Annotated in this window: 12 protein-coding genes and 1 rRNA gene; 3 read left to right on the top strand and 10 right to left on the bottom strand. The window is 65.1% G+C overall.

Going from position 1 to position 13049, the window contains the following annotated elements:
- Positions 1–9: 9 nt before the first annotated feature.
- The 9 genes from ABEA06_RS01335 to ABEA06_RS01295 form a co-directional block, all read right to left on the bottom strand.
- Positions 10–1002, bottom strand: a complete 993-nt coding sequence (locus ABEA06_RS01335) for a site-specific tyrosine recombinase XerD (protein ID WP_312397760.1) — start codon at positions 1000–1002, stop codon at positions 10–12.
- The gene (locus ABEA06_RS01330) at positions 975–1628 is read right to left on the bottom strand and encodes an NUDIX domain-containing protein (RefSeq protein ID WP_303383458.1); all 654 of its coding nucleotides are present in this window, start codon (positions 1626–1628) and stop codon (positions 975–977) included. Before ABEA06_RS01330 ends, ABEA06_RS01335 begins: the two co-directional genes overlap by 28 nt.
- Positions 1629–1668: 40 nt before the next feature.
- On the bottom strand, positions 1669–3363 hold the full coding sequence (locus ABEA06_RS01325) for a CTP synthase (protein WP_345310307.1): 1695 nt from the start codon (positions 3361–3363) through the stop codon (positions 1669–1671).
- Positions 3364–3412: 49 nt separating this feature from the next.
- The gene (gene recN, locus ABEA06_RS01320; RefSeq protein ID WP_303382892.1) at positions 3413–5125 is read right to left on the bottom strand and encodes a DNA repair protein RecN; all 1713 of its coding nucleotides are present in this window, start codon (positions 5123–5125) and stop codon (positions 3413–3415) included.
- A complete protein-coding gene (locus ABEA06_RS01315) occupies positions 5122–6207 on the bottom strand; it encodes an NAD kinase (protein ID WP_425559482.1) in 1086 nt (361 codons plus the stop codon). The genes recN and ABEA06_RS01315 overlap by 4 nt, the downstream gene beginning before the upstream one ends.
- A gap of 87 nt (positions 6208–6294) precedes the next feature.
- Entirely contained in the window at positions 6295–7050 is a 756-nt protein-coding gene (locus tag ABEA06_RS01310; RefSeq protein WP_345310305.1) for a TlyA family RNA methyltransferase, read from the bottom strand.
- Entirely contained in the window at positions 7047–7268 is a 222-nt protein-coding gene (locus ABEA06_RS01305) for a hypothetical protein (RefSeq protein ID WP_345310304.1), read from the bottom strand. Before ABEA06_RS01305 ends, ABEA06_RS01310 begins: the two co-directional genes overlap by 4 nt.
- Complete coding sequence (locus tag ABEA06_RS01300; RefSeq protein ID WP_303382888.1) at positions 7265–8272, bottom strand: HAD-IIA family hydrolase; 1008 nt, start codon at positions 8270–8272, stop codon at positions 7265–7267. Before ABEA06_RS01300 ends, ABEA06_RS01305 begins: the two co-directional genes overlap by 4 nt.
- A complete protein-coding gene (locus ABEA06_RS01295; RefSeq protein ID WP_345310303.1) occupies positions 8262–10001 on the bottom strand; it encodes a hypothetical protein in 1740 nt (579 codons plus the stop codon). Before ABEA06_RS01295 ends, ABEA06_RS01300 begins: the two co-directional genes overlap by 11 nt.
- Before the next feature lie 228 nt (positions 10002–10229).
- Here ABEA06_RS01295 and ABEA06_RS01290 point away from each other — a divergent pair, with 228 nt between their 5' ends.
- The 3 genes from ABEA06_RS01290 (at position 10230) to ABEA06_RS01280 (ending at position 12642) form a co-directional block, all read left to right on the top strand.
- Complete coding sequence (locus tag ABEA06_RS01290) at positions 10230–11444, top strand: dicarboxylate/amino acid:cation symporter (RefSeq protein WP_303382885.1); 1215 nt, start codon at positions 10230–10232, stop codon at positions 11442–11444.
- 7 nt (positions 11445–11451) lie between these two features.
- A complete protein-coding gene (locus tag ABEA06_RS01285; RefSeq protein ID WP_345310302.1) occupies positions 11452–12147 on the top strand; it encodes an SRPBCC domain-containing protein in 696 nt (231 codons plus the stop codon).
- A gap of 126 nt (positions 12148–12273) precedes the next feature.
- Complete coding sequence (locus tag ABEA06_RS01280) at positions 12274–12642, top strand: response regulator transcription factor (protein WP_345310301.1); 369 nt, start codon at positions 12274–12276, stop codon at positions 12640–12642.
- 122 nt (positions 12643–12764) lie between these two features.
- Here the strand turns inward: ABEA06_RS01280 and rrf are convergent.
- Positions 12765–12894: ribosomal RNA gene (gene rrf, locus ABEA06_RS01275) — 5S ribosomal RNA — on the bottom strand.
- Between the last annotated feature and the right edge of the window lie 155 nt (positions 12895–13049).

The raw sequence follows: 13049 nt of genomic DNA, 5'->3' as shown, positions 1-13049 counted from the left end.
CCGGACACATCATTGAGCTCGAGGGTGCGCCGTCGCGTAGACCTCGCGTAGAGATTCCACGGAGACCTTGGTGTAGATCTGGGTGGTGGCCAGGGATGCGTGGCCCAAGAGTTCTTGGACCACTCGTAGATCCGCCCCGCCCTCCAGTAAGTGGGTCGCGAATGAGTGCCGCAGGGTGTGCGGGGTGACGTCCTCGCCCAGTTGAGCGAGTTCGGCGGCGTCCTTGACCATGGTCCACGCCGTTTGGCGGGAAATCCGGCCACCCCTGGCGTTGAGAAATACTGCGGGTGTTCCCTTCCCATGCCGGGACAATTCCGGTCGCCCGCGCACCAGGTACTGATCCAGGGCCTTCTTCGCATACGAACCCACCGGAACCATGCGTTGTTTATTGCCCTTGCCGAGTAGCCGCACGAAAGACAGCTCGGAGTCCTGGAGCCCGGCCAGATCGTCCACGTCCAATGCGACCGCCTCAGAGATGCGCGCGCCCGTCGCGTACAACAGCTCCAGGAAAGCTCGCGCCCGTAGCCCCGCCGGAGACTCCGGGTCCGGAGCCGAGAGAATCTTTTCCACGCTGTCCAGGGCGATGGCCTTGGGGAGGCGCTGCGGCGGCGTCGGCGGACTGACGCGAGAGGCGACGTCCACCGGGCACAGTCCCTCCGCGACCCAGAAGGCATGTGCTCCACGGACGGCCGCCAGGACGCGGGCGGTGCTCCGGGTGCTCAGCGCGGGATGCTCCGGTGAACCCTCGTGGAGCAACCGCACGAAGGCGCGGACGTGCTCGGTCGAGATCTCGGACGGTACGGACACCGAACCACCTTTGGAAACGGCGGTGGCACCGGTCAGGAACTCCACATAGCGGGTGAGGTCCCGGCGGTAAGCCGCCAGCGTATTCGCGGCCAAGCCCCGCTCCACGGTCAGGTGATCGAGGTACCGGTGAACGGCGCGTTCCAGATCCGGAGGAACGGACGAGTCGGTCACCGGAAGTTCGGGTGACCCGGCCACGGGCTGTCCACCGGGCGCAATGACGTCCAGTCCTGTGCTCGTGCGGCGTGCGCGGCCAGAATGCCCAGGACCGCGGCGGGCGAATTGATCTGGCCGGAGAGAGCGGCGGCCACGGCGTCGTCGAGGTCGGCAAAGCGAACGATGATCTCCGCCTCTTCACCGTCGCGCTCGTGACGGTCTGCCTCCGGAACCTCGTGCAGGCCACGCGCCAGGAAAATGCGATTGGCCTCTGAGGATGAACCGGGCGAGTTGTGGAAGTCCACGAGCACGTGCCAGTCGTCAGCGGTCATGTCCGCTTCCTCGGCCAATTCCCGCTGAGCGGCGGTGTGCGGCGGTTCGCCGTCCACGTCGAGCAGACCGGCCGGGATTTCCCACATGCGCATGCCCACGGGATGGCGGTACTGGTTGATGAGCAGAACTCGGTCCTGCTCATCCAGGGCAACGATGGACACCGCCCCGGGGTGGGTGATGAAGTCTCGTTTCAGGGTCGAGTCTTCATCACCCATGCGGAACTCGTCGCGCTGAACGTCCCAGATGAATCCCTCGTACACGGTGTCCGATGCCACCACCGTGTGGGGATCCATCGTGTCTTTCAGCCCTGCTCGGCTCACGCGCGAGAGTTCCATGCGAACCTCCGGTTGCTCGGTGACGTACTGTCCGATGCCGTTACTTGCTGCCCAGTGCCTCGCGGCGGGACAGTGCCGCCTTGATGAGGCCGTCGAACAGCGGGTGCGGGCGGGTCGGACGGGAGCCGTACTCCGGGTGAGCCTGGGTGGCCACGTAGTACGGGTGCTCGCTACGGGGCAGTTCCACGAACTCCACTAGCTGACCGTCCGGGGACGTTCCTGACATCAGCAGGCCACCCTGGGTCAGCGCATCCCGGTAGGCGTTGTTGACCTCGTAACGGTGGCGGTGACGCTCGGAAACTTCCAGGCTGCCGTAGGTCTCGGCGACCACGGAACCCTCGGCGAGTTGTGCCGGGTAGGAGCCCAGGCGCATGGTGCCGCCCAGATCGCCGGCGCCCTCCACGAACTGCTTCTGCTCCTCCATGGTGGCGATCACCGGGGTGTCGGTCTCGGGATCGAACTCGGTCGAGGACGCGTTGGGCAGGCCCACCACGTTGCGGGCGAATTCCATGACCATGCACTGCAGACCCAGGCACAGGCCCAGCACGGGAACCCGGTTCTCACGGGCCCACTTGAGGGCACCCAGCTTGCCTTCCAGTCCGCGGATGCCAAAGCCACCGGGAACACAGATCGCGTCCACGTCGCCGAGTTCGCGCTGTGCGCCCTCGGGGGTGTCACACAGGTCGGAGGCAACCCATTTGATGTGCACGCGGGAGTCATTGGCGAAGCCACCGGCGCGCAGCGCCTCGGACACCGAGAGGTAGGCGTCCGGAAGATCGATGTACTTGCCCACGAGCGCCACGTTCACGTGGTGTTCGGGCTGGTGCACGGCCTCGAGCAGGTGCGACCACTGGGTCAGATCGGCGTCCTCGTAGGACAACCGCAGGTAGTCAAGGATGTAGGTGTCCAGGCCCTGATTGTGCAGTGTCGTGGGGATGTCGTAAATGCTGGGCGCATCGGCACACGAGATCACGGCGTCCAGGTCCACGTCGCAGGCCCCACCGACCTTGCGGAGCATGCCGTCCGGAACATCTCGGTCACAGCGCAGGACCAACGCGTCCGGCTGGATACCCAGACCACGCAGTGTGGCCACGGAGTGCTGGGTCGGTTTGGTCTTGAGCTCGCCGGACGGGCCGATGAACGGGATCAAGGACACGTGCAGGTAGAACACGTTGTTGCGGCCCACGTCCTGACGTACCTGCCGTGCGGCCTCGATGAACGGCTGGGACTCGATGTCACCCACCGTGCCACCGATCTCGGTGATGATGATGTCCGGCGCGTCCTCATCTTCGGCGCGGCGGCGCATCCGGCGTTTGATCTCGTCCGTGATGTGCGGGATGACCTGAACCGTGTCACCCAGGTACTCGCCGCGGCGTTCCTTGGCGATCACCGTGGAGTACACCTGCCCGGTGGTCACGTTCGCGGAGGCATCCAATTTCTCGTCGAGGAAGCGCTCATAGTGACCGATGTCCAGGTCGGTTTCCGCGCCGTCCTCCGTGACGAAGACCTCACCGTGCTGGAACGGGTTCATGGTCCCGGGATCCACGTTGAGGTACGGATCCAGCTTCTGCATGGTCACGGACAGTCCGCGTGAGCGGAGCAACATTCCCAGGGACGAGGCCGTCAGGCCCTTGCCGAGAGAGGAAGCTACACCACCCATGACGAAGATCTGTCGGGTCACTTTGCCGTTGTTCTGCGTGCCTGCCTCGCGGGCGGCGTTCTGAGCGTTCACCACGGAATTTCAGCATACCATTCCAGTTGCGTTGAGTTGAGGGGCAGTTGTGTCATGCGGTTGCATCCCGTAGGAGCTCGCGGGCGTGCTCCCGCGCGGCTTCAGAGTTTTCGTGGCCCGCGAGCATGCGCGCCAGTTCCACCACGCGTTCCTCGTCCGTGAGCACTCTCACGTCCGACACCGTGGAATCCGAAGACTTGGTCACCAGCACGTGGTGGTCGGCGAAGGCCGCAACCTGCGGTAGGTGGGTCACCACGAGCACCTGGACATTCTTGGCCAGCATCTTGAGGCGCCGACCGATCTCCACGGCCGCCTTTCCGCCCACGCCGGAGTCCACCTCGTCGAAAACAAAGGTCGGTACCGGGTCCACCTCGGAGAGCACCACCTCCAGCGACAGCATGATGCGGGAGAGCTCACCACCGGAGGCGCCCTTGCCCAGGGGGCGAGGTTTGGCATCAGGGTGGGGGGCCAGCCTGAATTCGATCTCATCGCGCCCGTGCTCGGTGAACTGGTCAATCGGTTCCACCGAGACCACCAGCGAGGCGTTCGGCATGGCCAGGGCCGTGAGTTCCTTGCTCACGGCCCGGGAAAGCTTCTCGGCCGTCTTCCGGCGGATCCCCAGCATGGTCTGCGAGCGCTCCAGCAGTTCCTGGTGCAGCGCGTGAGCCTCGCTGCGCAGTTCCTCGTCGCGCTGCGGGTCGTCCACCAGATCGGAGAGCCGGCCGCGCGCGGTGTCGGCCCATTCGATGACTTCGTCGATCGTGGTTCCGTACTTGCGTGTGAGGCTCCGCAGTGCGTTGCGGCGCTGTTCCACCTGCGCAAGACGGGCCGGCCCGTCCTCGTCGAGACCGCTCGCGTACCCGGACAGGTCCGCGGCGACGTCGGCGGCGACCACCGTGAGTTCCCGGACGCGCGTGGCCAGCTCGGCCAGGTCCGCGTCCGCATCGGACTCGTGGTCCAGGGCTTGCTGCGCCAGTGACAGCAACGCCACGGCGTTGGCGGTGGGTTCGTCGTCCGTGTCCGTTCCGCTGAGCGCGGCCTGCGCGGTCAAGGCGGCGGACCGCAGGGCCTCGAGGTTGGTGAGCTTCTCGCTTTCGGCGTCCAGCTGGAGGTCTTCCCCGGAGATCGGCTCCACCGCGTCGATTTCCTCGAGCGCGGTGGTCAGGCTCTGAGCCTCCAGGGCCCGCTCGCGCATGTTCTCCTTGATCTCACGCAGGGTCGCCACAATGGTCCTGTAGCGAGCGAGTTTCGCACGGTAGGCGGTCAATTCCTTGGCGAGCGCCGCCCCCGCGTACTCGTCCAGGGCCTTGCGCTGGGCCACCGAGGACTTCAGTCGCAACTGGTCCGACTGTCCGTGCACGGCCACGAGGGTCTCCCCCACGGCACCCAGGGTGCCCACGGGAGCCGACCGGCCCCCCACGTGCGCGCGACTGCGGCCCTCGGCGGAGACGGTGCGGGACAGCAGGATCTGCGCCTCATCCCGGCCGTTCACGGTCTCGACGTCGACGACGCCGCCCGCCTCTTCCACGAGGTCTACCGCCCCGTGCGTAGCGGGCACCATGACGGTTGCCTCCGCCAGTGCCTTACCGCTTCCGGATCGCACGGCACCGGCATCCGCGCGGTTGCCCAAAAGCATGCCGAGGGCGGTGACGACCATGGTCTTGCCGGCGCCGGTCTCACCCGACAGGATGGACAGTCCGGGTCCCAGGGGCAGCACGGCATCCGTGATGACACCCAGGTCGTGAATATGGATTTCTTCGATCATCGGCTCGGGGTTTCACCTGACGAGGATTGCTCCGGGGACGGGTCGAGGACCTGATCCGCCGTATTGCCGTCTTGGGGGGACCTGGGGTCGTACGGGATTTCGCGCCCCACGCTCAACTTGGGAAAACCATTGGCTTCGGAAATCACGTTGTGCTTGGGCTGAACCATGGGAAGCGCGCTGGTCTTGGCCTCCTGTTGGTGACTGGGGAGCGGGCCGCGCCAGCCCGCAGTGGGCAGTTCGAACTTCTTGACCAGTCGTTCCGAGAACGGGGTCGCGTGCATGCGCGCCAAATTCACGGGCTTGTCGGAGCGGCGCACTTCAATGCGGCAACCCGGTGGTAGGTCGGCGGTGCGTCGGCCATCGCACCACAACACACCGCGGGCATCGGTGCGGGTGAGCACTTCCACCGCCATCATGGAGCGCGGTGAGATGACCAAGGGGCGTGAGAACAGCGCGTGTGCCGACAGCGGCACCAAGAGCAGCGCCTCGACCTCGGGCCACACCACGGGCCCGCCGGCGGAGAAGGCGTACGCGGTGGAACCCGTGGGGGTCGCCATGACCACACCGTCACAACCGAAGGTGGACAGCGGACGGCGGTCCACCTCGATGACCACTTCCACCATCTTCTCGCGGTTGCCCTTTTCGACGGAGGCCTCGTTGAGGGCCCAGGTGTGCAGAACTCTCTTCTGGTTCTCCCACACGGTCACGTCCAACGCCATACGACGTTCCACGGTGTAACGCCCATCGACAATTGCTTCCACGGTCTCCGTGAGCCCGGAGCGTTCCGATTCGGCCAAGAACCCCACGTGCCCCAGATTGACGCCCAACAGCGGGGTGTCCACGCCGCGGACGACTTCCGCGGCGCGCAGGATCGAGCCGTCACCACCCAGGACCATGACCAGTTCGATGTCGCGCAGGGCCACGTCTTCTTCGACGATCTCCACGGGTGCCATGGTCTGGCCGTCCGCCCGAAGCGCTTCCAGGTCTCGGCGCGACAGCACAGGAATCAGTCCGGCCTCATGCAATTGCGCACAGGACTGACGAGCGGCGTCTTTGGCGTCACGCCTGCCCGTGTGTGTCATGACCAAGATTTTCCGGCTCACGTGCTCGGGTCATCCTCCTGTGGTTCGGGCTGCGGTCCAAGAACTCTGCTAAGCCTACGCGAGCATTCAGACTCCCTGAACGATGCCTCGTTTACGGCACCAGACGAAGAACTCCACGTTACCGTCTTGACCCGGCAGGGGACTTTCCACCCGCCCCTTGACCTCCAGGCCGGCCCGGCCGGCGGCGGAAATCACGCCGTCCACGGCGCGGCGTCGTTCCCGTTCGGAGGTCACCACACCGGTGCGGGAGATGTTGTGGATCCCCACCTCGAATTGGGGTTTGACCATGAACAAGACGTCTCCCCCGTCCTTCGTGGCCCGGCCGAGGGCATCCGTGACCAGTGTCAACGAGATGAACGACAGGTCGCACACGGTCAGATCGGCGGGACCGCCAATCTGGTCCGTGGTCAGATATCGAACGTTGAGACCTTCGAACACGCGCACGCGCTCGTCACCGCGCAGTTCGGGCACCAGCTGATCGTGTCCCACATCGACCGCGACCACTTCGCGGGCACCGCGGCGCAGCAACACGTCCGTGAATCCACCGGTGGATGCGCCGGCATCCAGGCAGCGCAGTCCGGCCGGGTCGATCTCGGTGAAGGTATTCAGGGCGCCCACCAGTTTGTGCCCGGCCCGGCTGACGTACTCCTCCGCCGCCGACGCCGCCACCTCCAGCTGGTCCTCGTCACCCACCTTCAGGGACGGCTTGGTGCACGGGGAACCGTTGACGCTAACGCGCCCGTCCCGGATCCACGACGCCGCGAGCGTCCGGGATCGTGCGAGCCCCCGCGCGACCAGGGCTTGGTCCAACCGCCGGTTCACTGGCCCGTGAGCCCCGCGGGCAGGGAACCGGGGTGCTGATTGAGAACCGATTCCAGTTCCGCGTGGAGCTGTCGGTAGGCCGCCGCTCGTTCGTTCACGGGCAGCTCGCTCACCGCGGCTTCAAGGGCGAGGACCCGGTCCACCGGGTCCAATCCGGTGACGGGCACGGCATCCGGTTCTCGCTCGTTCCAGACCGCGTTCGTGCGCTGGTCACTCATGATTCGCTCACCCATGTCACGTCGGGATCGGTCGGCGCTTCCGCCTCGGGGTGCAGGGCCCACCACGCGGCACACGCCGCGCGCCAACCGTCCAGGCTGTTCTCGGAGGCTCGCACCGTCACCGCGTTCTCCCGTGCCACGGCTGTCGCGTCACGGCAGGTGGCGGTCACATCATGATCCTCGTGGGTCACCTGGGGTTCGGGATAGACCGCGAACAGCTCCCGCAGGTTACCCAGCAGGTATGTGGGACGTTCCCGATCGCACGCGCGCAACACGGTCTCCGGCGTGTCGACACCCGTGAACACCTCGATACTGGCCATGCCCGCGGCGTGGGCCCCCCGAATATCCGTGTCGAGCCGGTCGCCGACCACCACGGGCCGCCGGCTCCTGGCCCGCTCCGCAGCTTCGTGGAACACCGGAGCCTGCGGCTTACCCGCCACGATGGGCTCCCGTCCGGTGGCCGCCGCCACCGCTGCCACGAGCGTGCCGTTGCCCGGCGCAATGCCGCGTTCCTTGGGGATCGTGCGGTCCGTGTTGGTCGCACACCACAGCACGGATTCATCGGCCAACGTGTACGCCGCCTCGGCCAGTTGTTCCCAGCCCAGTTGCGGGTTGAACCCCTGCACCACCGCGGCGGGATCCTCAGCCTGCGACCACACCGGGGTCAGACCCACGGCGCTGATTTCGTCCGCGAGCGCTTGCGCACCGGTGATCAGCACCCTGGAGTTTTCGGGCAGTCGATCGGCCAGCAGCTTCGCGGCCGCCTGTGCGGAGCTGGCCACGGAACTCGCCCGAGTGGGTGCACCCAGCTGCGAGATATGCTCCGCCACGGCGGCCGGTGGGCGTGACGCATTGTTCGTCACGTACATCACCGGTACGCCCATCTCCACAGCGCGGTTCAGCGATTCGGGTCCGCCGTCAATGGCATCGGGGCCCGCGTAGACCACGCCGTCCAGATCACACAACAGCGCGTCGAAGCGCCGGATCAGCGGCTCATCGGTCATGGTTCTCGAAATCATCACCGGTCTCGGGTGCGTTCTCGGGACCGTCGGCGCTGTCGGTGACCCCGGCGCCGTCGACGTCCCCAGTGTTGTCAGTGACCCCGGCGCCGTCGACGTCCCCAGTGTTGTCAGTGACCCCGGCGCCGTCGACGTCCGCTGCATCGGTGGTCTCCGGTGATTCAGAGGTTTCGGACGAGTCGGCGGAATCGGCGGCGTTCTCGCTGTGGCGTTCTCCGGCCTCACGGACGGTTTCCCTGGCGGCGTCGAGATCGATGTCGTCACCGAGGTCCACGATCTCCGGTTCGGAGAACTGGCCCAGTCCGAGCGCGGCCTCGGCCACGATGGCTTGGCGTTCCCAACTCAACGATTCCTTGTCGCGACCCACGCCGCGCAGGGCCTGCGCGTACGCACGGAACAGGCGCGGGCTGTAGGAGAAGCCGCGGTTCTTGTCGAGCTGCGGGATCTGCAGGGCTTCCAGTGCGGCCTGGTTGTTACCGACATCCGCGTGGATCCCGGATACAACCATGGCCAGTTCCACCTTGCCGGTGGCGTCCAGTTTCTCCGCCGCGGCCGATTGGGCCTCTTCGAGGGCTTTATCGACCTTGCCCAGCGCCCGCTGGCAATCCACCATCAGCGGCAGATGTTCTTCCGAACCGGAAATGCGGCGATGGGTGCGCAATTCCTTCAGTGCCAGCGCGTAGTCCTCGGCGGCGTAGGCCGCCACTCCCGTGGCTTCGCGGACCGCGGCAATGCGGCCGGCCTTGCGCACCGCGGCATTGGCGTGTTCGAGCGCGAACTCCGGATCGACCTCCAAATAGCGCGCGGCCATGACCAGGTGCTGAGCCACTCGCTCCGCATTGCGCGGTTCGAGTGCCTCCAGCTGACGACGCGTGGGCTTGTCGATCTCGCGACCCGTGACGTCCTCGTCAATATCAGGTTCGATGAACCGCGGTTTGTCCAGGTCATTGAGGTCCCGACGGGTCATCCGCTCTTCGCGGTCCGCATCCCTGCGGCGATCATTGCCACCAAAGTTGTCCCGCCGCCGATCGTCACGACGTCGGTCATCGCGGCGCCCGCCGGAACGGTCATCCCGGCGGAAATCCTTACGACCGTCTGGACGGCCGTCTGAACGGCCGCCACGATCGTTGCGGCGGTCGTCCCGGCGGTAGTCTCTGCGGTCTCCACCTCGATCATCACGGCGACCATCGACGGGGCGACGATCATCACGGCGGTCTGCGCCGCGGTCGTCCCGGCGGTCCTCGCGGCGGTCCTCGCGGCGATCTTGCGAACCACCACGGTCGTCCCAGGTGCGGCTGCGGTTGCCGGTCTCACGCTTGCGTTCCCAGTCACCGCTGCGGCGCTCCGAACGGTGGCCGTCCTTGCGGTCCTGGAAGCGGTCGAACTGACGGCTAGGGCCCTTGCGGTCACCGGAACGGCCGTCCGAGCGATCATTACGCGGGCGGTCATCCCACCGGCGGGGTTCGCGGCGGTCTTCGCCGCCCCCGTTCTCCCGACCGCGATCCTCGCGACGGTCTCCTCCGCGAGCGCCTTCAGCGCGCTCGCTGCGGCCCCCTCCATGGCGATCGTCTCGACGATCCCGGGAGTCGCCGCGGTCCTGCCAGGAGCGACCCCCGCGGTTGTTCCAGCCACCGGACCCACCCGAGGCGCGGCGCCGGTCTCCGCCGGAACGCTCGGAATTGTCGCGGGAACCGTACTGTTCGGAATCGGTCAAAGGGATCTCCTTGTGGGGCCTGCGGCCCAAACGCGTGGAAGCGACAGGATGTGTCGCGGTAGTCTTCATTGCATTCTACAAAGGGGACGCGGTCGGCGCCCCCTCGACCGTGGGTCAGCTTGGTCACCGCCCTGTGTAACGGACGGTGCCAGCTACTTCGAGACGGTCACAATCGTGAGAACGTGTCGATAACCCATTGCCCCTCCTTGTTCCGAGAGATTTTGAATCATGAGTCTTCGTTCTCTGTCCAAAAACCTGCTGCTGCGGGTACTGGTGGCCATTGTGCTGGGCATCGTCTGTGGGATGTTCTTCCCAGAGGGTGTCGCGCGATTGTTCCTCACCTTCAATGGCATTTTCAGCCAGTTCCTGGGATTCCTGATTCCCGTACTGATCGTGGCGCTGGTGACCCCGGCCATTGCGGACCTCGGGCGCGGCGCGGGCAAGTGGCTGGCCGTGACCGCGGGAATCGCCTACGGATCCACTGTCTTTGCCGGCCTCCTGACGTTTTTGGTGGCCAAGGCCAGCTACCCGTGGTTGTTGGGTGATCGGGGCTCAGTCGGTTCCCTGGAAAACCCCGAAGATCATGCGCTGTCCGGGTTCTTCGAGATCACCATGCCTCCGGTCTTCGACGTGATGACCGCCCTGGTGCTCTCCTTCTGCCTGGGTGTCGGGATCACCATGGTCAAGGGCAACTCGCTGCACAAGGGGTTCGACGAGCTGCGCATCATCATCATGATGATCGTGGAAAAAATCATTATCCCGCTGCTGCCCATTTACATCTTTGGCATGTTCATGAGCATCACCATGAACGGCCAGATCACCACCATCATTTCCACGTTCATCCGCATCGTGGTCCTGGCGTTCATCATGACCGTGGTCATCCTGATCATTCAGTACGTGGTGGCCGGAATCATTGCCAAACGCAATCCGTTCGTGCTGCTCAAGAACATGCTCCCGGCGTACGCCACCGCACTCGGTACGTCCTCCTCCGCCGCGACCATTCCGGTGACGCTCAAGTGCGCGGCTCGTAACGGTGTGGACGATCGCGTGGCCGGGTTCACCATTCCCCTGTGTGCCACGATCCATCTATCCGGTTCAACCATGAAAATCGTCCTGTTCTCGTTGGCGATCATGACGATCACGGGCACGCCCATCAACTCGTGGCAGTACGTGGGCTTCATTTTCCTTCTGGGCATCACCATGGTGGCCGCTCCCGGTGTGCCCGGCGGTGCCATCATGGCCGCGGTGGGCATTCTGCAGTCCGCGCTCGGGTTCGACGAGACGGCCGTGGGCCTCATGATCGCCACGTACATCGCGATCGACTCGTTCGGCACCGCGTGCAACGTCACCGGTGACGGCGCCATCGCGACCATCATGGATCGCATCCTCAAGAACCGCCGTCACGACCTGAAGGCCCCGGAGGACTCTCCCGTTTCGGCCTGAGGGATCCGTGAGCTCTCCGATCGACGACGGCGCCGCACGGGCAATGCTCGTGCGGCGCCGTCGTCCATTAATCCCCTCGGTGGTTGTGGGAAGACGCACCGCCGGATTGAATGGGTGCATCATGGCGCGCTCGTCCGCGCCGAGCACGAGGCCCCCAGCCCGAGGAGTCCGAACCGTGATGAACAGCGAAGCGCAAAATCTTGACGGTACCTACGAGGTGATCGACGACCGCCCGACGATTATTTTCGAACGCGAGTATCTGGTGGCTCCGTCCCAGCTGTGGACGACCGTGGCCACAGCACCCGCCATGAGTCGTTGGTTCCCCTCCAGAGTGCAACTCAATGCGCATCAGGGCGGCGGCATCGTATTCACCGGTGACCCGCACATGGAGTCCAGCACCGGTACGGTGACGAATTGGGAACCGGAACGCCATTGGTCGTTCACCTGGGGAGACTCCGAAATCGATATTTCCGTCGAGCCGAGCGGGGAGGGCAGCAAACTCACGTTCATAGAGTTTCTTGAGGCGGAGAACACCGCGGCCCGTAATGCCGCCGGGTGGCACGTGTGCCTACACGCCATGCAGAGTGTACTCACCGGTGACACGATGACCACGCCCCTGGACTGGGAACCTGTGTACCGCGGATATGCAGATAAGGCTTTGCCGACCGGCGCTGTGGTGCCCGGAATCAACGACAGGAACTGACGACCAACGTGAGAAAAGCGAGGGCCTCATCCCGTCTCGGGGTGAGGCCCTCGCTGGGTTTGGAGACCCACCGATGGTGTGGAAACGGCCTCAAACATCCTCCGGGAAATCGACACCCACATAGTCATGGTGACTCGCCACGCTCGCCCAGGAGTCCTCCGGCGTGCCCTGGCAGCCGGCGTCAAGGGCTTCGTACCCAAATCGACCCCTTCGGAGAAACTGGCTGAAGTCATCCTCGCTGTGGTCAGCGGTGCACGCTATGTGGACCCGGAAATTGCCGCCAGCGCACTCATCGGCACGGACTGCCCGCTCACCGGACGGGAGCTCGACGTACTCCGTGCGACCACGGAACACGACACCCTTGCGCAAACCGCTGAGGCGCTCCACCTGGCCCCGGGCACAGTCAGGAACTATGTCTCCGCTGCCATCGCCAAGCTGGGCGTCAGCGGCCGACATGAGGCCGCCCAGAAGGCGTGGAAAGAAGGCTGGATCTAAGGAGAGACCCATGCGCAACGGGACAAGCTGATAGCCCGTATCTAGAGAGCGCCCGTTAAATGCGGAAAGGGCCGACTCGGGTTTCTCTGGCGGAGATTCCCGGGTCAGCCCCCGTGTGTATGCCACCGTGGTAACCGGTGTTAAATGCAGTAAGGGGCGCCAACCGTGGTTGGTGCCCCTTACTGTGTACNGGGTCTTAGCTTCCGGGTTCGAGATGGGACCGGGCGTTTCCCCCACGCTATAACCACCGAAAACCTGTCCACCCCTGTACCCCAACGTGTGTGTGGGGTGGGGGGAAACCTGTTTTCTGGTCTGGTGTGTTGACCAGTATGTTGTTATCAAAACCCCCGGCCCCACACATGAGTGCGGGGGGGTGGGGTTATTGGTTGTCAACCACATAGTGGACG

The sequence above is a fragment of the Kocuria gwangalliensis genome (genome assembly GCF_039544365.1).
GTDB classification, from domain to species: domain Bacteria; phylum Actinomycetota; class Actinomycetes; order Actinomycetales; family Micrococcaceae; genus Kocuria; species Kocuria gwangalliensis.
Note: the sequence above shows the minus strand (reverse complement) of the source record. Positions and strands in the feature narration are given on the sequence as shown.